The organism is Marinobacter sp. MIT932201 (assembly GCF_047123295.1).
Lineage (GTDB): Bacteria > Pseudomonadota > Gammaproteobacteria > Pseudomonadales > Oleiphilaceae > Marinobacter > Marinobacter salsuginis.
This window is the reverse complement of sequence record NZ_CP138917.1, coordinates 3,984,866-4,004,689: the sequence shown is the minus strand read 5'-3', so window position 1 is coordinate 4,004,689 and position 19,824 is coordinate 3,984,866. Positions and strand designations below refer to the sequence as shown.

The following is a 19,824-nucleotide window of genomic DNA, read 5'->3' as shown; positions in this document are numbered from 1 at the left end:
CCGTCTTTTGCTTGTTTTGCTACTGATAATAGCAGCTGTTGTCAGCTTCTGGTTGATGAGAGCAGATCTTGCCAGCCATGGCGACTCGAATGCGCCGCAGACCACCGGGGAACCGCCGATATCAGTGGCCCGGGAGGATGTTACTGCCGCACCATCGAAGTTGGTGAACAACGCGTCCTCGGTTCCTGTTCCTGAGCAGTTACCAGCCTCGCTGGCGGGTACGTCAGTGCCGGACGGTTGGGCCCGAACGGACCGGCTGGGCAATCTCATACCAACCCCGCAACTGCGACAGCTGTTTGAGTATTTTCTCTCTGCCCTGGGCGAGGAATCCCTGCCGCAGTTGGTGGCTCGCATACAGAGGGCCCTGTCGGTTCTCGATGAGCCGGCGAGAGCCCAGGCCCTGGTAACCCTTGGCGCCTATCTGGACTACAAGCTGGCAGTTTCGGAACTGGAACAGAGCTACGGAGAGGTTTCCGGGCTCGGGGCCGGGGAGCTGCAGCGCAGGATGGCAGAGATCCAGGCTCTGCGCCGTACCTGGCTGGACGCCGACACGGCCAACGCTTTTTTTGCCGACGATGAAGCGGTGGATCGTTTCCAGGTCGAGAAACTCAGGATTGCAAGCGATGACAGTCTGACCGACGAGCAGAAAGCCGAAGCCCTGCGCCAGGCTGAGTCCTCCCTTCCGGAACCCCTCCGCAAGGCCCGGGAGGAAACACGCCGGTTTGCGGACTATGAGCAGGTTCGTCAGGAGCTGTCGGATGACCCCAGGGCTCTTGAGGCCTGGCGCCGGGAAGCTTTTGGTGATGCAGCAGCGGAAAGGCTGGCCCGGCTTGAGGCGGAACAACAGGATTGGGACCGCCGCTGGCAGGCCTATGCCGGGGAGCGGGACCGGTTGTTGTCCTCCGGGCTGGCCGAACCGGAACGCAGGGAAGCGCTGGAGCGACTCAGAGCCAGCCACTTCAATGAAACCGAACGGATCCGTGCCCGGGCGTTGGATTCGATCCGGTAATCAGCCTGTCATTTAATCGCCTTATCCTGCTGAGGGAGTCTGCAACCAGCGGCGCTGGCCGTGTATGATGACGCAAAGGGCGCCCGGCCGATGCCGCGCTGGCCCATCAGATTATTTGTTCAGCCATTCAGGAGGTTGTCAGTGCCGATTCCGACTCCCCGTGCGTTTCCCGCCACCCGCCTGCGCCGTAACCGGGCCAGCGACTTTTCCCGTCGCCTGGTTCGGGAAAACCAGCTCACGCCGGACAACCTGATCTATCCGGTGTTTGTGCTGGAGGGCGAGGGACAGCGGGAACAGGTACCTTCCATGCCAGGGGTGGAGCGCCTGAGTATTGATCTGCTGGTTGAGCAGGCGGCGGAGCTGGTGGAATTGGGTATCCCGGCGATTGCGCTGTTCCCTGTTGTTCCGTCCGAAAACAAGAATCTGTCCGGCTCCGGGGCCTGGGATTCTGAGGGGCTGGCGCAGAGGGCGGTTCGCGCCCTGAAGGCAGCGCATCCGGAACTCGGTGTGATTACCGATGTAGCCTTGGACCCTTTCACCACCCATGGCCAGGACGGCATCATCGACAACGACGGCTATGTGCTGAATGACGTCACCGTCGAGGCGCTGGTCAATCAGGCGCTTTCCCATGCCGACGCCGGTGCCGATGTGGTGGCACCGTCAGACATGATGGATGGGCGGATAGGTGCCATTCGCGAAGCCCTGGAAAACGGCGGTCATGTGAATACGAAAATCCTGGCCTATTCTGCCAAATACGCCTCGAGTTATTACGGACCTTTCCGGGATGCGGTGGGGTCTGCGGCCAATCTCGGCAAGGGCAACAAGTCCACCTATCAGATGGATCCTGCCAACGGCGATGAGGCATTGCATGAGGTTGCCATGGATTTGGCCGAAGGCGCGGATATGGTGATGATCAAGCCCGGCATGCCGTATCTCGATATCGTGCATCGGGTGAAGACGGAATTGCGGGTGCCGACATTTGTCTATCAGGTCAGCGGTGAGTATGCCATGCACATGGCGGCAGCCCAGAACGGCTGGCTGGATGGCGATGCGGTAATGATGGAGAGCCTGATGGCCATGCGAAGGGCAGGGGCCGATGGAATCCTGACCTACTTTGCGGTGCGCGCGGCCCGACTGATGCGGGATCGAAAACACGGATAGGTCAAGCAAGTCATTCGCCGGTAGCGGCGAGCAAACTGGAATCGAGGAATCATGACAACGGATACGGCGAAGAATCAGACGGCAGGGGATGAGCGGAGTGTGCCTGCTCCGGTGAACGTGCCCCCGGTTGGTGAGGAAATCAACCTGGACGCCAACGAAAACTACTTCAACCGTGAACTGAGCCAGCTCCAGTTTAATTACCGGGTTCTCAAGCAGGCACTGGATACGACCCACCCACTGATCAACCGTCTGATTTTCTGCTGCATCTTCAGCAGCAACATGGACGAGTTCTTCGAGATCCGTGTTGCCGGCCTGCGGCAGCAGATGAAGTACGGCCGGGAAACCGTTGGTGCCGACGGCATGATGCCCGAGCAGGCGCTGGCGGAAATCAGCCGTGTTGCCCACGAGTACATTCGCGAACAGTACGACATCCTCAACAATGTTCTGATTCCGGAAATGGAACAGGAGAACATTCATTTTGTCCGTCGCCGGGAGTGGACGCCGGAGCAGGCGGAGTGGGTGCGCACTTACTTCGAAGAGGAGATCCTTCCGGTGGTCAGCCCCATCGGGCTGGATCCGTCGCACCCGTTTCCACGCCTGGTCAACAAAAGCCTGAACTTTATTGTGGAGCTGGACGGCAAGGATGCCTTCGGCCGGGAAACCGGTATGGCGATCGTGCCTGCACCCCGTTCGCTTCCACGTCTGGTCCGGCTTCCTGATGATGTCTGTAACGGTGGCGACAACCTGGTGTTCCTGTCGTCCATGATCCACGCCCATGCCGATGAGCTCTTTCCCGGAATGGAGGTGAAAGGCTGCTATCAGTTCCGGCTGACCCGAAACGCTGACCTTGAGCTGGAGGATGACCTGGAAGACCTGGCCTCGGCCCTTCGTGGTGAGCTGCTCAGCCGCCGGTTCGGTGATGGTGTGCGTCTTGAGGTTGCCGACAACTGCCCGGAAGAGCTGGTTCAGTTCCTGCTCAAGGAGTTTGGTCTGACCGAGCGGGATCTGTATCAGGTGCATGGCCCGGTCAACCTGACGCGGCTCATGGCAGTCGGTGGGCTGGTAGACCGTCAGGATCTGACCTATTCCGGGTTTTCACCGTCCATTCCCAGGCAGATTCGCAGCAAGGAATCAATGTTCGACGCCATCCGCAAGCGTCCAATCCTGCTGCTGCATCCCTATGAGAATTTCAGCCCGGTAGTGGATCTGCTGCGCCAGGCCGCCAAGGACCCCCAGGTTCTGGCGATTCGACAAACTCTCTACCGCACCGGCGCCGATTCAGAAATTGTTGAAGCCCTGGCGGACGCCGCGCGTCGTGGCAAAGAGGTTACCGCTGTTATCGAGCTGCGGGCCCGTTTCAGTGAGGCGGAGAACCTGGAGCTGGCCAGCCGGCTGCAGGAGGCCGGGGTGATCGTGGTGTACGGTGTGGTCGGCTACAAGACCCACGCCAAGATGATCCTGATTGTCCGTCGCGAAGAGGGGCGCCTGCGTCGTTATGTTCACCTGGGCACCGGTAACTATCACGCCGGCAATGCCCGCCTGTATACTGATTACAGCTTCATGACCTGTGACGAGTCTATCGGTGACGACGTCAACAAGCTGTTCCAGCAGCTCACGGGCATGGGCAAGGCCCTGAAGATCAAGAAGCTGTTCCACTCGCCATTCACACTGCACTCGCGCCTGCTCAGCCTGATCGAGCGCGAAGCCGGCTATGGCGAGAAAGGCCGGATTATCTTCAAGTTCAATGCGCTCACGGAAATCCAGCTGATCAAGGCGCTTTACCGCGCCTCCCAGGCCGGTGTGAAGATCGATCTGATTATCCGCGGTATCTGCTGCCTGCGCCCAGAGGTGCCAGGGCTTTCCGAGAATATTCGGGTCAGGTCCATCATCGGACGTTTCCTTGAGCATACCCGGGTGTACTACTTCGGCAACAACGGCCGCCCGGATGTCTATTGTTCCAGCGCCGACGGCATGGAGCGTAATCTGCTCAGCCGGGTGGAAACCGCCTTCCCGCTGGATGATCCCGAGCTGGTCGCCAGAGTCAGGGAAGATCTGGACACCTACCTCGCCGACAATTGCCAGTCCTGGGTGCTGCAACCGGACGGCAGCTATATCCAGAACCAGCCTGGCGAGGACGAAGAGCGCCTGGCCTCCCAACTGGTACTGCTGGAACGGCTGACCGGAAAAACCTGATTCCCGAACTGGAGAAAACCTTTGAATGCAAAATGGATGATTGCTGGTGCCGGTGTACTGGCTGTAGCCGGTGGCCTGCCCTGGGTCGTGGGGTACGTGACTGAACAGCAGTGGCAGCAGGCAACGGCGGAGGTGAACAGTGCCCAACCGTTCCTTCGCATGGAAACCGATAACTACGACCGAGGTATTCTCGGTGCCCGGTTCACTGGTTCGATCAACCTCACGAACCCGGAAACCGGAGAGTCCCAGCAGTTCTCCTATCGTGCCGATGTAACTCACGGGGTAACCGGCAGCCTGATGGATTTCGAACCCGAAGGAGGTTGGTCATCAGGAGGCACGGACTGGTTTTCTGGCGAGGAGCCGAGGCTGACCCTGGAAACCCGGCTCTGGGGCACCGCAGTGATTGAGCTCGAAGCGCCCCAGATGAGCGTAACTGATGCGAGCACCGGCGAGACCGTTGCCTCCAGCGGCGGGTTGGCAAGAATCGAAATCAGCGATTCGGGCTCGCAGGCGGATGCTTTGATGGTCTGGCCGGCTCTGACTCTGTCTGGCCCGGACCTGGATATTCGGGTCAGCGACTTCCACCTGGAGCAGACAATGACCCATCTGTCTGGTGAGGTCTGGACCGGCTCTGGCGAAGTGATGGTGGACTCGGTTGCGGTGACACCGGTTGCGGAAGCGCCCGTCAGGCTCGAGGAGATTTCGATCCGCAGCAGCAGTGAGCCGGTGAGTGATGGCGAGCGTCTGGATTCGCGGATGGCTTTCGAGGTTGCCAGAGTTGCAACGGCCGATGAGACGTATGGCCCCCAGCGGCTGGTGTTCGAACTGTCAGGGCTGGACGTGGCGGCCTGGAGCGGGCTGACGGAAAGCCTGTCATCACTGCAGGCCCTTGCGCTTAACCAGGCTTCCGGTGGTCCTCAGCAGTTCGAGCAGCAGATGAATGCCATGCAGGAGGTAAACACAGCCCTGCGTGACCTTGCAGCTGCCGGCTTCTCCGTTGGTTTTCCGGAACTGACCGTAACCACGCCGGAAGGTGTGGTGGAGGGCAGCGCCAGTATTTCCCATCCGGAGCTGACAGCCGATAAGAAAGGCGAGATGCTGATGGTGATGCAGAAACTGACCGGGGAAATGGATCTGAGTCTGCCGGTTGCGCTCGCGGAGGAATATCCGGAGTTCCGGTTGCAGCTGGCACCCCTTATCAAACAAGGGTTGCTGGTCCAGCAAGACGATCGACTGGTGCTTGATGCCAGTATGAGAGACCTCATGCTCGAGGTGAACGGGGTGGAGATCCCTTTGCCGCCGTTGCTCTGAGGCCTGGTTCCCTGTCGTAAAAAAGCCCCGTTGATCGGGGCTTTTTTACGGCTTCAAATTCAGCTGAATTTCTTTTTGAGTGCAGCCTCTACCGCCGGATCGACAAATTCCGATACATCGCCGCCCAGGGAGGCAATTTCCCGGATCAGGGTGGAGGAGATGTAGGACAGGTGATTGGCGGGTGTCAGGAAAACGCTTTCCACTTCCGGAGCCAGACGGCGGTTCATGTCGGCCAGCTGGAATTCGTATTCGAAATCCGATACCGCCCGGAGTCCCCGGAGGATCACGGTGGCGCCCTGTTCACGGACAAAATCGGCCAGCAGGTTGCTGAAGCCGGTGACGCTGACATTGGGGAGATGCGCAGTTGCCTGGCGGACCAGTTCGCAGCGTTCTTCGAGGTCGAGAAGTGGCTGTTTCTTGGGGTTGTAGGCGATGGCGACGACGATTTCATCAAACATTCGGCCGGCACGTTCGATAAGGTCGGTGTGGCCGTTGGTGATGGGATCGAAGGTGCCCGGGTAGATGACTTTGGACATGCACAGCTCCTTTCTTTGCAAGGGCCTAGGATAGCAGCATTTTTTGGCTACCTGTAGTTGGCGGCCGGGACAATGGAGGATGCATGTCGGCTATGCGGTAGTGCCAGCTGGAAGGGCTGATCCGGGAAACGCTACGAGCACATCCATGTGCGCTTGAGCGAAGCCATCCCTGGCTTCTCACATTCCCGGATCAGCCCTTCCAGCCGGCCCTGTTATCCCCGTGCGAGTCTCCCCGATGGGCAGTGTTAGCCCACTGATCAAGACAGTCTTTGTGCAAGTCTGGTGCTGTTTCTGGCCGCTAAAGCATAAACCGACAGCTGCGGGTTGGCCCCAATGCTGGTGGGGAAAATCGAGGCATCGTGCACGCTGAGGTTGCTGACGTGGTGGTGCTCGCCGAAGCCGTTGACAACCGAGGTTGCCGGGTCCGCGCCCATGGCGCAGCCGCCCATCTGGTGGGCGGTGAACAGGCGGACGCGGTGGGGTGCCATGGGGAGTTGGTCGATGGCGGCTTTTGCGTCGGTCCAGTTGGTGTACCAGTCGGAATCCAGGTGCATGAGGCGGACTTTTTCGGCGCCGGCGGCGAACTGGATTTCGGCCATGGTGTGGAAGGCCTTGCGGAGGCCCTCCCAGAGGTAGTCGGTGACCGGGTAATCCAGTACCGGGCTGCCGTCGTCGCGTAGGGATACTGTGCCGCCGGGGCTTTCGGGGTGGAAGCCGTCCCGGAGCAGGGCGATGACGGACTGCATGTGGGGCAGACCGGCCATGTTGTTGATCTGGGTTTCGCCGTGGCCGGGGATCACGCCGCTGGACATGCCGGGATGCAAGGGCGGTACTTCGAGCTTGTAGCCAACCGGGCCGTCGACGCCGTCGCGGAAGTTGAATTCGTCGGAGTAGATGGATTGGGGCGCGCCGTAATACGGGTCGACGCGCTGAGGCATCTGGGCGACTGTGGCGTTGACCGGATGGATGAATGAGCGCTTGCCGATGCGCTGGTTCGGGTCCGGGATGTCGGAGCGGAGCAGCAGGCCGGGGCTGCCGATGGCGCTGGCGGCGACCACGAAGTGTCGGGCTTTGAGCTTGACCTTGATCCCGGTCGGGGTGACACCATCATCCGCAAAGGCAGAGGCTTCCAGGTGGTCGATCTTGTCCTGGTTCATGACCAGGCGGTCGGCGCGCAGGCTGTGGAACAGGCGGGCGTTGTTGTCGAGTGCACCGGGGATGGTGGTCATGAGAGCGCCCTGCTTGGCGTTGGTCGGGCAGCCGATGCCGCAATAACCCAGGTTCCAGCAACCTTTGACGTTGCGGGGAATGATCTGCCAACTGTAGCCCAATTTCTCACAGCCCTGGCGCAGGATGTCATTGTTGACGTTGGGGGCTACCTGCCAGGGCGACATGGAATGCCGTTCTTCCCGCCCGTCGAACCAGGGCGCCATGGCCTCCGGGCGGAGGTCTTTCAGTCCAAACTGGTCGGCCCAATAGTTCAGGGTCGGCTCTGGTGTACGGAAACTGCTGGTCCAGTTCACCGTGGTGGAACCGCCAACACAGCGGCCCTGAAGAATGGCGATCGCTCCGTCCCGGGTAACCCGGCTCATGCCTTCCTGATAGAGGTTGGCATAGGAGGTCTGCTCGTCCATCTTGAAGTCTTTCTGGTAATACAGCCGGCCTTCTTCAACGAGGATTACGGACAATCCGCTGCGAGCGAGAATCTCGGCGGTGGTGCCACCACCGGCGCCGGTTCCGATAACAACAACGTCGGCTTCCGTGGTCAGGTTTTCCGTCAGTCGAGCACCATCGGTGACTTTCCAGCCCGATTCCAGGCCCCGGGCAATACGATCGGTTAATGACATGCTTTTGCTCCGTCAGATCAGCTGGCAATCAGGCGTTTTGGAATTGTGGTAGTGCGTCGACAGCATACTGGGGCGGTCCGGGGTAGCCGGACAGGTGCCAGAAATCGCGATAGCCATAAAACGCCACGTTGCTGATCTTGGTCAGCGCTATGTAGCCATTGTTGAACAGCCCGATACGGCTGGTGCGCCAGCGTTCCAGAAACGCATCCGCTTCCTCTGTGGTTACATTCGGCCAACTGGACCAGACCCGGGCAACGGTCACGCGGGTGAGCCCGAAGTTCAACAGATCAAACAGTCGCCGCAGTTCCTTCTGGTTGGCCGGTCCGAACTTGTGGATGCCGGCGTCAATTCGCTCGATCGTCCCGGCAATTGCCATGTTTCTGGCCTGGGGCTGCTCTGGCAAACCCGGACCAACCATGGCGGGCAGCAGGGCCTCGAACAGCGCTATGTCATCCTCGGTCAAAAACCGGAACTGGTAACTGGCATCCATACGGGTGCCAACGGCACTGAGTCTGCCCGCTGGCTGCGTCGCGCAACCGCTCAGCCCGGCGGTGACACTGACGGTACCAAGAAAAAGAGCGCCGCCCAGTCCGGTTTTGAGAAAGCTTCGGCGGTTGAGATCGTTAAATTGAGGGTGTCCTGACGGATCAGGGATCTGTTTCTGCATGGGCGGGTTCTCGTTATTGTTTTATTTAAGGCACTGACGTTGTCTGATCGTCGAGGGCCAGTTCTGCCTTCCAAAACTGTGCAAAACAGGGATGTTTTGCTCAAGCCTACACGGACGTATTCACGGCGTGTTTTGGAAGGGGCTACCAGCCCTCGACAGACTCCGCGTTCTCAGCGGATAAAGAACTTGTAAACCATCTTGTGCGCCGTCGTCCCGTGGGGCGCATAGACAAATTTGCCGCTGTTGAATTTCTGCTTGGTGAAAATGGCGCGGTGATGAGAGAAGGTCAGGAACCCTTCGCGGCCATGGTAGTGCCCCATGCCGGAATCGCCGATGCCACCAAACGGCAGGTCGTCCTGGGCAACGTGCATCAGTGAATCGTTGATGCACATGCCACCAGAGTGGGTGTTGTCTACCACATGCTGCTGCTGAGTCTTGTCGTATCCGAAGAAGTACAGGGCAAGGGGCCGTGGACGGTCATTGATGTAATGGATGGCTTCATCCAGCCCACCATAGCTGACGACCGGCAGAATCGGACCAAAGATCTCATCCTGCATCACCTTCATGTCCGGCGTGGTTTTCAGGACCAGTGTCAGAGGAATTTTGCGGGTGCCATCCTTGAGATTTTCCCGGGCCGGATTGATTTCCACCAGCTCGGCGCCTTTCTCCCGGGCGTCCTCCAGGTAGCTTTGCAGGCGATCGTACTGCCGCTCATTGATGATGGCGGTGAAATCGTCGTTGTCCCGCAGGCTCGGGTACATCTCGGAAAAGCGGGCCCGGAATTCGTCGACAAACGACTGCACCCGGTCGGCGGGACAAAGCACGTAGTCTGGCGCCACGCAGGTCTGCCCTGCGTTGAACGCCTTGCCAAAGGCAATACGCTGCGCAGCGTCTTCCATCGGTACATCCGGCGAGACCACGGCCGGGGATTTGCCACCCAGCTCCAGGGTAACCGGCGTCAGGTTCTCAGCCGCTGCCTTCATGACCAGCTTGCCTACTGACGTGGAGCCGGTGAACAGCAGGTGATCAAACGGGCGCGACGAGAAGTCCGCAGCCACGTCAGCCTCCCCGGTAATCACCGAGACAAGGTCTTCCGGGAAGCTGGCTTCGATCAGTTCCTTGAACAGGGCCGAGGTATGGGGTGTGTATTCCGACATCTTGATCATGGTCCGGTTACCTGCGGCCAGGGATGCGATCAGAGGACCCACCGCCAGATACAGGGGATAGTTCCAGGGCACGATCACACCTACCACGCCCTTGGGCTGGTAGTGGACCTTGTTGCTGGCAGGCTGGAACAGCACGGATACGTGGCGTTTGGATGGCTTCATCCAGCCACTGAGGTTCCTGAGCGTGTAGTTGATGCCCTGGATTGACGGCATGACCTCGGCAATCAGGGATTCGTCCTTCGAGCGGCAACTGAAATCCCGGTCAATGGCATCCAGTAGTCGGTCCTGGTTACTCAGCAGTACCCGTTTCAGGCGCTTCAGGTTCTCCTGCCGCTCCGCCAGGGAAGGCATGGGGTTGTTACGGAACGCCTTTTTCTGATCTTCGAACACCCGGTGGGTGTGCTGGATCTGTTTCTTGCTCTCGGTGAGCTGAACGACAGTGGCTCCCATGATGCTTGCTCCTCTGTGGCGGCAACCAGAGTTGGTTCGCGGCCTGGCATTTCGGATACTGAACGATTGGCGAAAAAGTGTTCAGTTTGCGTCTGGGGGTATTATTAGAGTATATACTCTAGTGAGTCAAGCGGGGCCGGATGGCGAATCAGGCCATCTGTGAGCTGTACAACACCAAACGCCGACGGGTCTATGAAGACAAGAGACAAAATACTGCTCTCCAGCCTGGAGCTGTTCAACGAACGGGGCGAGCGCAACGTCACCACGAATCACATTGCAGCGCACCTGGCCATTTCGCCGGGCAACCTCTATTACCACTTTCGCAACAAGTCGGACATCATTTACGAGATCTTCCTGGAATACGAAAAGCTGGTGGATTTCTACCTGGATATTCCGGAAGACAGGGCCATGACCCTGGACGACATGACCTTTTATCTGGAGTCGGTCTTTGACGGTCTCTGGAGTTACCGATTCTTCCACCGGGATCTGGAATACCTTCTGGACAGCGATCAGAGGTTGCGGCAGGACTATCGCGATTTTACCAACCGCTGCCTGGCATCCATCAGTCGCATCTTCGAGAAACTGGCGGAAGCCGGCATTATTGAGCCCCAGGAGGAGGACCTGCGGTCGGCGATGTCGCTCAATGTGTGGCTGGTGATTACCAACTGGATGGCGTTCCTGAAAACAGCCCATGCAGCCGAGGAATCCGCCTGCCTTACCCTCACCGAGTTGAAGCAGGGCATCTATCAGGTGCTGACACTCGAAATTCCCTATCTGACACCGGCGTATCGGGAGCGCGTGATGGCCCTGAGAGAAAAATACCGCCCTGCATTGCACGACTGAGATGTTCCGGGTTCCGCAGTGTGTAAGTGAAACCCGAAAAGCTGGTCAAAAAATGATCTAACCTGGAACTTTGCGCGAAGATCAGAGTCAGAAGGGTGACGTTGGGAATTCGGACATTCCTTGCGTCTCCTGAGTGCGATCTCAGGTTTTAGCACGTCGCAAACCCTGACGTTTCACCGGTCTGCTTTTCGGTAGGCCGGTTTTTTTTTATGTCATCAGAGGCTGGCGCCTTCGTCCCCGGGATGGCATTCCAGCCAGTCGATCAACGCCTCCCGACACTCCTCCACGCCCCGTTTTGACGTTGCAGAGAACATGATCAGGTGTTCCACGCAGGTGTACGCTTTCAGATCCTTTGCGATGCCGAGCATGGCCGTTTTGGCCTGGCCGAACTTCAGTTTGTCGGCTTTGGTGGCCAGAATCATCAGCGGCAGGTTGTTATGCTCGCACCATTCCACCATCATTTGGTCGAAATCGGTCAGCGGATGACGAATGTCCATCACCAGAACCAGGCCACGCAGACAGCGCCGGTCATTCAGGTAGTGACCGAGGTGTTGCTGCCAGTCGTCTTTCATGTCCCTGGATACTTTGGCGTAGCCGTATCCGGGAAGATCGACCATTCGGCAGTTCTCGCGGTTGAGAGAGAAGAAGTTGATGAGCCGGGTACGCCCGGGAGTCTTACTGGTCCGGGCCAGCTTGCCGTTGGCGGTGATTGCGTTCAGGGCGCTGGATTTTCCGGCGTTGGAGCGGCCGGCGAAGGCGACCTCGGCACCGAAATCCGGCGGGCACTCATCCAGACGGGAAGCGCTGATGAGAAATCGGGCGCTGTTGAAAGAGAGGCTTTTTTGAGTCAGATCAGGGTCCACAGCGGTTGGCTTTCCTTTGGATTTCAGTTATCAGGGATTAATGTATAATGCTACACCAATTCCGGGCGGCGCGCTGCGCGCGACCGCTGTCAGCCCCGGTTTTGAGCCTGAACTGGTCAGCGCCTACCGGCTGCATAGCGAAGAATACCCTTAAAAGATGAGAGAAGCGGAGCGAGCATGAAAAAACTGATCGCAGGAGTAGTTCTCGGTGTTGGCCTCACGGCGATGGCGCACGGGGCGGGAGATCCTCAAGCAGGCGAACAGAACGCAGCGGTATGTGCCGGTTGTCACGGCCAGAATGGTGCCAAGCCCATTATGGGGTCTTATCCCAAGCTGTCCGGTCTGGGCGAAAAATACCTGTATCGCCAACTGGTGTTGATCAAGGACAAAGAGCGGAATATCGCGGAAATGACCGGTATTCTGGACAACATGAACGACCAGGATCTGCAGGACCTGGCTGCCTACTTCAACGCCCAGGACATGGTGGTTGGTCAGGCTGATCCGGATCTGGTCGATCAGGGTGCGGCACTTTACCGTGGCGGTAACATGGCAACGGGCGTACCGGCCTGTGCAGGCTGTCACAACCCGCAAGGTGTTGGCAACGAGCCGGCCGGTTACCCGGCTCTCGGTGGTCAGAACGCAGAGTATCTGATCAAGCAGCTGAATGCCTATCGCGATGGTTCCCGGGATGCCGGCACGAACGCATCGATCATGATGGATGTCGCCTCGAAGCTGACCGATGCCGAGATCGAAGCGGTTTCCAGCTACATCTCCGGCCTGAACTGAAATCGCCGGACTGTACCGAAAACCCCGCCTGGTGCGGGGTTTTTTGTTGGTGCGCCAGGCATGGCGCGTAGCGCCTTGACGGCGCTGTTCCGGTACAGGTGGTGCTGGCCGGATGACTTGGGGGTGCAAGTCCCCTGTGGGCCCGGCAAGGGGAACCACTAGCCGGACGGCAAGGGTGTCCATTGCGAGGTGGAATCTGAAGGAAGCCGCAGGCAAAGCACTGGCCCGACGAACAGGAATCGTATAAGGCGGTCACACCGGGCAAGGCGGCCAATATCGTCAAAGCCCAGTACTTGCACGGAAGGTGTGGACGTAGATGCGGCGAGCATAAGTGTGAAGGTCACGCGTCTTACCCTGGGAAGTCTGGTTCTCTGCCACTGTGCTACCTGCCCCGTGAGGGGCTGGGATGGGGAGCCAGAACTCAGCCGAGGCCATAGTAGGTGCGTTACCGCGTACTGAAGGGCCGAACATGGTTGGCCGCCAGTAGGCGGTGAGTTCTCGTGATGTGCTTATGAAGACAGAAGCGACCCGGATGGGTCAGGGCATTCAGGGAGAGGCCGGACAGTATCCGGTCGAGACTGAAGTCCGTGTCGAGGCAGACGCGGGGGCTCACTCGTGGACGAACGCGGAGCCGAACACGCTGATGGAACAGGTGCTTGAGCGCCAGAACCTGATGCGTGCGTATCAGCGGGTGGTGTCCAACAAGGGAGCTGCCGGTGTCGATCAGATGCCGGTGGCAGCCCTGAAAGGCCACCTGCAACAGCACTGGCCAACGCTGCGTCAGCGGCTGTTGGCCGGAGACTACCATCCTCAACTGGTACGCCGGGTCAGCATCCCCAAGCCGCAAGGCGGCGAACGGACGTTGGGCATCCCGACGGTACAGGATCGCCTGATCCAACAAGCGCTTCACCAAACACTGAGCCCGATGCTGGAGCCGACGTTCTCGGATCACAGTTACGGGTTCCGTCCCGGTCGGAGTGCCCATCAGGCGGTTAAGGCGATGCGGCAACACATCAATGATGGCCACCGTTGGGTGGTCGATCTGGACCTGGCTCAGTTCTTTGACCGGGTCAATCACGATGTGCTGATGAGCCTATTGGCTCGTCGCATCCCCGACCGGCGGGTTCTTGCCCTGGTCCGGCGTTACCTGCAAGCCGGCATGCTCGAAGGTGGGTTGGTCAGCCCGAAGCGGGAGGGGACGCCTCAAGGCGGCCCCCTGTCACCCCTGCTCTCCAATGTGCTCCTGACCGAACTGGATCGGGAGCTGGAGCGGCGGGGACACCGGTTCTGCCGTTACGCTGACGACTGTAATATCTACGTCCGAAGCGAAAGGGCTGGCCACCGGGTCATGGCCAGTATTACCCGCTTCCTGGAAACGCGCCTTCGCCTGAAGGTGAACACGACGAAAAGCGACGTGGATCGCCCCTGGCGTCGGAACTTCCTGGGATACAGCGTAAGCTGGCACAAACGGCAGGTGCAGTTGAGGGTCGCTCCTAAGAGCTTGAAGGCCTTCATGACCAAGCTGCGTCCGCTGTTCAAGCGGTCACGGGGCCAATCACTGGCCACGACCATCCGGACGCTGAACCCGATGCTCAGAGGCTGGGCGAACTACTACCGCCTGACCGCTTCGAAGCGCCCGGTGGAGGCCCTGGACGGCTGGATAAGAAGGCGACTCCGTCTGATCCTGTGGCGACAGTGGAAGCGAGCCAGTACGCGGGCTCGCTACCTGATACGGCTGGGTCTTACCGAGCTGAGAGCATGGGCGAGTGCCACTAACGGTCGCGGTCCCTGGTGGAACAGTGGTGCACCACACATGAATGCGGCGCTGCCCAGGAAGGTATTCGACCGTCTGTCCCTGGTCAGCTTGCTGGATACGATGACCCGGTGTCAGCAACAGTGCTAACGGTCCGTAAAGGGGTCAATACTCACCGTTGTTGACACCGGCTTCAGAGCCATCCATGAACCGCCGTGGTACGGAACCGTATGCCCGGTGGTGTGAGAGGACGGGGGAGGTAACTCCCCCTCCTACTCGATCCTTTCGTTTCTGTAACTGCCGACCTGTGGAACTTTTCAGGTACGCTGGGTCATAATCCTCCCAAAACGATATTCAAATAACCGGAGATGTTTCATGTTTCGATCCTTCAGAATGGTTTTCCTGCTCCTGTTGGCACTGTCGGTTTCTGGCCTGGCCAACGCCGCAGAGTGGAAAGAAGGGACTCATTACAATCGTCTGGATAACCCGGTAAGAACCGATAGCGATTCTGGTGTCGAAGTAGCCGAAGTCTTCTGGTATGGCTGTCCCCATTGCTACAACTTCAAGCCCCTGGTTGAGGCCTGGGCGGCCGATGCACCGGATTACGTCAACTATGTGAAGATTCCTGCGGCGCTCGGCAGAAACTGGGAGCCCCATGCCTACGCCTTTTACGCCCTGGAAGCCATGGGTGAGTTGGACAAGGTCCATGATGCGCTGTTCGATGCGCTTGCTGGCGAGCGCCGCCCCCTGAATTCGCCGGAAGCCCTGGCGGACTTCGTTGCAGATTATGGCGTGGATCCGGATGAATTTGTCAGCACCTATAAAAGCTTCGGTGTGAATGCCCGCATGCAGAAAGCCCAGTCGAAAATCCGTGGCGCGCGGATCACCGGAACTCCGACTATGCTGGTTAATGGCAAGTACACTGTCAGTGCATCCATGGCCGGCAGCCACGAGGCCGTTCTGGAAGTGGTGGACTACCTTGTCGCCAAAGAGCGGGGCGAGGTGGAGTAAGGGAGCGCCAAAGAGCCACAACCGAGTTCAACAAGCAGCCGGCCGGTTGAGACCGCCACTATGTACAAGCATATAAGAAAGCAGTTGAATGGCATCCTGAAGCCGGCCGGCGGGCCGAGGGGTGCCTGCTCAGGGACCGAGCATGTCCCCGAGTTCGAGCCGCAAAGACACATTCGCCTGCTCACCTTCAACATTCAGGTGGGTATCAATACCTCTTCCTACCGTCACTATCTCACGCGAAGCTGGCAGCACATACTGCCCCATCGCAATCGCATCGAGAATCTGGACCGGATTGCCTCCCTGCTGCGCAGCTACGACGTGGTGGCCTTGCAGGAGTGCGACGGCGGCAGTTTGCGCAGCGGCTACATCAACCAGGTGCAATACCTGGCCGAAGCGGCCGGCATTCCCTATTGGTACCAGCAGCTGAACCGGAATCTTGGCCAGATCGCTCAGCACAGCAATGGTCTGTTGAGCCGGTACCGGCCCCTTGATGTTACCGAGCATAAATTGCCGGGTCTGATTCCGGGGCGGGGTGCCATCATTGCACGATACGGAACCGAGCATGATCCGCTGGTGCTGGTACTGATGCATCTTTCCCTGAGCAAGACGGCCCAGCAACGCCAGTTAGGCTACATCCGGGAGTTGATCGCTGATTACCAGCATGTGGTTCTGATGGGAGACATGAACGCTCATGCGGAGCAGCTGCTTACCCAGACACCCCTCAAGGAAACCGATCTGGTGCCCTTGCCAGACACAGCCCACAGTTTTCCAAGCTGGCGGCCCGAGAAGGCCCTCGACCATATTCTGGTGAGTCCCTCATTGGAAATCCGACGGTCAGAAGTGGTCAGCTATCCGATGTCAGATCACCTTCCTATTGCCATGGACGTGGCGTTACCCGAGGGTTATCTGGAGAAGTTCTGAGTGTCAGAGAGCCACAAAAAAGCCCGGCGCATTGGCCGGGCTTTTTTGTGGATGCCGGATCAGGAATTACTTGATCTTGGCTTCCTTGTAGGCAACATGCTTACGGACAACCGGATCGTACTTTTTGATCTCGATTTTTTCCGGCGTGTTACGCTTGTTCTTCTTGGTCGTGTAGAAGTGACCAGTACCTGCTGATGAAACCAGCTTGATTTTCTCGCGCATGATGCGGCTCCTTAAAATTTCTCGCCGCGGGCACGAAGATCGGCCAGCACAGCGTCAATGCCTTTTTTATCGATGATGCGCATGCCCTTGGTGGAAACGCGCAGCTTCACGAAACGCTTCTCGGACTCAACCCAGAAACGGTGGTTCTGCAGATTCGGCAGAAAACGACGACGAGTGTGGTTCATCGCGTGGGAAACGTTGTTACCGGATACCGGACGCTTACCGGTAACCTGACAAACTCTGGACATACTTGCCTCCGACCTGAGCAATGGTCTTAATAATACGAATTCGTTTTTAATGCGTCTCTGGTTGCAAAGGAGCCATCACGCCCCCGTTCGCGCCTCTAAACTGAACGCTGCTCGCCAGACGCCGCCAGAAAGGGACGCTTTTATACCAGAACTCGCACCCCAACGCAAAAAATTGTTGGGAATTTGGCCAGTTTTCCGGCATTGGCGTTCACCATCGTAAAGACGGTTTTACAGCAGACCCCGTTCAGCGAGGGATATTACCTCACCATGGCCAACAACCATATGGTCAAGAACCCTGATATCCACCAGACCCAGCGCCTCTTTCAGCCGACGGGTCAGTGAAATGTCGGCCTGGCTGGGCTCTGCCACGCCCGAGGGATGGTTATGTGCGAAGATCACTGCCGCGGCATTGTCTTCCAGGGCCTGTCGCACCACTTCTCTTGGGTAGACGGCCGCGCCGTCAATGGTGCCCCGGAACAACTCACGGTACTGGATGACGCGATGACGATTGTCCAGGAACAGGCCTGCGAACACCTCGTGGGGATAGGTGCCCAGTCGGCTGGTGAGGAAGCGCCGGGTATCCTCGGGAGATCGCAGGGGGTCCCCCTGGCGTAGTGGTTCCTCCATGACCCGGCGTGCCATTTCCATGGCCGCCTGAACCTGGGCGTATTTGGCGGTTCCCAGGCCTTTGACATTGCAGAACTGGCGCTGGGAGGCGGTCAGTAGCCCCCGGAGCCCCGAAAATTCCTCAATCAGGTGGCGCGCCAGTGCCATCACCGGCATGCCAGTGGTGCCCGTGCGCAGGAATATGGCAAGCAGTTCGGCGTCGGAGAGGGTTGGCGCCCCGTGGGCGAGCAGGCGTTCCCGCGGACGTTCGTCCGTGGGCCAGGTGGAATCTGTCATCTTGGCTTCCTTGCGATGGTCAAGTCCGGCCCCGGGCGCTTCCTGCGCCGCGACGGGCATCTCAGGGTTACAAAGGTTACTTCAAAAAGTAACAATCGGTAAACGTATGCCTGGCCTGGCAGGCTGTCGCTGTGGCCTGAGCATGCTATCTTATAAGCCTTTCATTTTATGCGGAAACGGAGCCCCTATGGCCGCCAGACGAATCCTGTTGGGAGTGACCGGTGGTATTGCAGCCTATAAAAGCGCCGAACTCGTGCGTCAGCTGAAAAAGGCCGGCCATGAGGTGCGGGTTGTGATGACCCGTGGAGCAGAAGCTTTTGTGGCACCACTGACCTTTCAGGCTCTGAGTGGCGAGCCAGTTCGGAGCTCCTTGCTGGACCCGGAGGCGGAAGCGGGCATGGGGCATATCGAGTTGGCCAAATGGGCCGATCAGGTGGTGATAGCGCCGGCGTCGGCGGATTTCATCGCCCGTCTGGCCCAGGGGATGGCAGACGATCTGCTAACCACTGTCTGCTGTGCAACCGAGGCGCCCATCGCCGTGGTGCCGGCCATGAATCAGGCCATGTGGAGCAACGCCCGTACCCAGAGAAATATCCGGCTTTTGGAAGAAGATCCCCAAATCGAATTGTGGGGGCCCGACCAGGGCGCCCAGGCCTGTGGTGATACCGGTCCCGGGAGAATGCTGGAGCCAGAGGCCATTTTCGGCCTTATTGATCGGGGTAGCGAGGGGGTGCTCTCCGGTAAGACCGTGGTGATTACGGCAGGTCCGACCCGAGAGCCCATCGACCCGGTTCGCTATATCAGTAACCACAGTTCCGGGAAAATGGGCTACGCCCTGGCCAGTGCAGCGAGCAAGGCGGGCGCCCGGGTGATTCTTGTCAGCGGACCGGTGGCCCTGGCGCCTCCGATCGGTGTTGAAGTGCGCCAGGTTCTAACGGCCGAGGACATGTTGCGAGAAGCCTCGAATGCCGTGGATGAGGGTTGCGATCTTTTTATTGCGACGGCGGCGGTGGCGGATTACCGTCCGGAAACCTGCGCCGGAGACAAGATCAAGAAATCCAGTGAGGCCATGGCACTCTCGCTGGTGCGCAACCCGGATACGCTGGCAACCATTGCCGGGCGTGACGACGCGCCCTTTACAGTGGGGTTCGCAGCGGAGACCACTGACGTGGCCAGCTATGCCATCGACAAAATGCAGCGCAAGAAGCTGAACATGATCGTGGCCAACGACGTATCGGCGCCGGGCCTTGGTTTCAACAGCGACAATAATGCTGTAACCGTGTTCTGGCCAGGTGGTCAGACGTCTATCGGCCCGAACAGCAAAACGAACATTGCCCGGGAACTGGTGGCAATGATAAGCGAACATCTCGACCAGGCCGCCCGCTAATTCAGCGAAGCGTTCCTGTACCACAATCGACAGGACACCTCATGAGCAGGAAAAATCTTCAGGTACGTATTCTGGATGACCGTATCGGTAACCAGATTCCCTTTCCCGAATATGCCACCGAAGGCTCCGCCGGCCTTGATCTGAGAGCCTGCCTGGATGAGCCGCTGACCTTGGAACCGGGCGATACCCAACTGATCCGGACCGGCTTGTCGATCCACATTGCAGATCCTTCCCTGGCGGCCATGATCCTGCCCAGAAGCGGGCTCGGCCACAAACACGGCATTGTCCTTGGCAATCTGGTGGGGTTGATCGATTCGGATTACCAGGGCGAGTTGATGGTGTCCTGCTGGAACCGTGGGCGCACCAGCTTTACCGTGGATGTAGGCGAACGCCTGGCCCAGTTGGTACTGGTGCCCGTTGTCCAGGCGGATTTTGAGGTGGTTTCGGAATTTGACGCCAGTGCCCGTGGTGACGGCGGCTTTGGCTCCACCGGTACGCGGTGACCAGGAGGCCGGCCACGCAGAACCACGCGCCGGCGTCTATACTT

Annotated in this window: 19 protein-coding genes; 11 read left to right on the top strand and 8 right to left on the bottom strand. The window is 58.8% G+C overall.

Going from position 1 to position 19,824, the window contains the following annotated elements; translation table 11 throughout:
• Positions 1-55 precede the first annotated feature (55 nt).
• The 4 genes from SIC15_RS18450 to SIC15_RS18435 all read left to right on the top strand — a co-directional run bounded on the left by SIC15_RS18450 (position 56) and on the right by SIC15_RS18435 (position 5,674).
• Positions 56-1,009, top strand: a complete 954-nt coding sequence (locus tag SIC15_RS18450) for a lipase secretion chaperone (RefSeq protein WP_228715157.1) — start codon at positions 56-58, stop codon at positions 1,007-1,009.
• Between the two features lie 141 nt (positions 1,010-1,150).
• Positions 1,151-2,170, top strand: coding sequence for a porphobilinogen synthase (gene hemB, locus SIC15_RS18445; protein WP_153633991.1), 1,020 nt, complete (start codon positions 1,151-1,153; stop codon positions 2,168-2,170).
• A gap of 51 nt (positions 2,171-2,221) precedes the next feature.
• Positions 2,222-4,363, top strand: coding sequence for a polyphosphate kinase 1 (gene ppk1, locus SIC15_RS18440; RefSeq protein WP_153633990.1), 2,142 nt, complete (start codon positions 2,222-2,224; stop codon positions 4,361-4,363).
• A 21-nt stretch (positions 4,364-4,384) separates the two neighbouring features.
• Positions 4,385-5,674, top strand: coding sequence for a DUF945 family protein (locus tag SIC15_RS18435; protein ID WP_153633989.1), 1,290 nt, complete (start codon positions 4,385-4,387; stop codon positions 5,672-5,674).
• Positions 5,675-5,733: 59 nt separating this feature from the next.
• Here the strand turns inward: SIC15_RS18435 and coaD are convergent, their stop codons facing one another.
• The 4 genes from coaD to SIC15_RS18415 form a co-directional block, all read right to left on the bottom strand.
• Positions 5,734-6,210, bottom strand: coding sequence for a pantetheine-phosphate adenylyltransferase (coaD, locus tag SIC15_RS18430; RefSeq protein WP_008173494.1), 477 nt, complete (start codon positions 6,208-6,210; stop codon positions 5,734-5,736).
• A gap of 257 nt (positions 6,211-6,467) precedes the next feature.
• Entirely contained in the window at positions 6,468-8,057 is a 1,590-nt protein-coding gene (locus tag SIC15_RS18425; RefSeq protein ID WP_153633988.1) for a GMC family oxidoreductase, read from the bottom strand.
• Between the two features lie 28 nt (positions 8,058-8,085).
• A complete protein-coding gene (locus SIC15_RS18420) occupies positions 8,086-8,724 on the bottom strand; it encodes a hypothetical protein (protein ID WP_153633987.1) in 639 nt (212 codons plus the stop codon).
• 170 nt (positions 8,725-8,894) lie between these two features.
• Positions 8,895-10,340, bottom strand: a complete 1,446-nt coding sequence (locus tag SIC15_RS18415) for a coniferyl aldehyde dehydrogenase (protein ID WP_153633986.1) — start codon at positions 10,338-10,340, stop codon at positions 8,895-8,897.
• Between the two features lie 192 nt (positions 10,341-10,532).
• Between SIC15_RS18415 and SIC15_RS18410 the strand changes: the two genes are divergently transcribed.
• Positions 10,533-11,183, top strand: coding sequence for a TetR/AcrR family transcriptional regulator (locus SIC15_RS18410; RefSeq protein ID WP_069182131.1), 651 nt, complete (start codon positions 10,533-10,535; stop codon positions 11,181-11,183).
• Between the two features lie 215 nt (positions 11,184-11,398).
• Here the strand turns inward: SIC15_RS18410 and yihA are convergent, their stop codons facing one another.
• Complete coding sequence (yihA, locus tag SIC15_RS18405; RefSeq protein ID WP_153633985.1) at positions 11,399-12,046, bottom strand: ribosome biogenesis GTP-binding protein YihA/YsxC; 648 nt, start codon at positions 12,044-12,046, stop codon at positions 11,399-11,401.
• A gap of 177 nt (positions 12,047-12,223) precedes the next feature.
• On the opposite strand from yihA, the gene SIC15_RS18400 reads away from it, so the two are divergent.
• From SIC15_RS18400 to SIC15_RS18385, 4 genes are all read left to right on the top strand, one after another.
• The gene (locus SIC15_RS18400; RefSeq protein WP_069182126.1) at positions 12,224-12,832 is read left to right on the top strand and encodes a c-type cytochrome; all 609 of its coding nucleotides are present in this window, start codon (positions 12,224-12,226) and stop codon (positions 12,830-12,832) included.
• Between the two features lie 511 nt (positions 12,833-13,343).
• On the top strand, positions 13,344-14,735 hold the full coding sequence (ltrA, locus tag SIC15_RS18395) for a group II intron reverse transcriptase/maturase (RefSeq protein ID WP_374964994.1): 1,392 nt from the start codon (positions 13,344-13,346) through the stop codon (positions 14,733-14,735).
• A gap of 225 nt (positions 14,736-14,960) precedes the next feature.
• Complete coding sequence (locus SIC15_RS18390) at positions 14,961-15,596, top strand: thiol:disulfide interchange protein DsbA/DsbL (protein WP_136631154.1); 636 nt, start codon at positions 14,961-14,963, stop codon at positions 15,594-15,596.
• Between the two features lie 60 nt (positions 15,597-15,656).
• Entirely contained in the window at positions 15,657-16,517 is an 861-nt protein-coding gene (locus tag SIC15_RS18385) for an endonuclease/exonuclease/phosphatase family protein (RefSeq protein WP_069182124.1), read from the top strand.
• A gap of 66 nt (positions 16,518-16,583) precedes the next feature.
• On the opposite strand, the gene rpmG is transcribed toward SIC15_RS18385, so the two are convergent.
• The 3 genes from rpmG to radC form a co-directional block, all read right to left on the bottom strand.
• A complete protein-coding gene (rpmG, locus tag SIC15_RS18380) occupies positions 16,584-16,739 on the bottom strand; it encodes a 50S ribosomal protein L33 (protein ID WP_008173465.1) in 156 nt (51 codons plus the stop codon).
• Between the two features lie 11 nt (positions 16,740-16,750).
• Positions 16,751-16,987, bottom strand: a complete 237-nt coding sequence (gene rpmB / locus SIC15_RS18375; protein ID WP_008173462.1) for a 50S ribosomal protein L28 — start codon at positions 16,985-16,987, stop codon at positions 16,751-16,753.
• Positions 16,988-17,215: 228 nt separating this feature from the next.
• The gene (radC, locus tag SIC15_RS18370; RefSeq protein ID WP_069182123.1) at positions 17,216-17,890 is read right to left on the bottom strand and encodes a RadC family protein; all 675 of its coding nucleotides are present in this window, start codon (positions 17,888-17,890) and stop codon (positions 17,216-17,218) included.
• 187 nt (positions 17,891-18,077) lie between these two features.
• On the opposite strand from radC, the gene coaBC reads away from it, so the two are divergent.
• Together coaBC and dut are read left to right on the top strand one after the other, a co-directional pair.
• Entirely contained in the window at positions 18,078-19,277 is a 1,200-nt protein-coding gene (gene coaBC / locus SIC15_RS18365; protein WP_153637297.1) for a bifunctional phosphopantothenoylcysteine decarboxylase/phosphopantothenate--cysteine ligase CoaBC, read from the top strand.
• Between the two features lie 41 nt (positions 19,278-19,318).
• Entirely contained in the window at positions 19,319-19,780 is a 462-nt protein-coding gene (gene dut / locus SIC15_RS18360) for a dUTP diphosphatase (RefSeq protein WP_064229788.1), read from the top strand.
• Positions 19,781-19,824 lie beyond the last annotated feature (44 nt).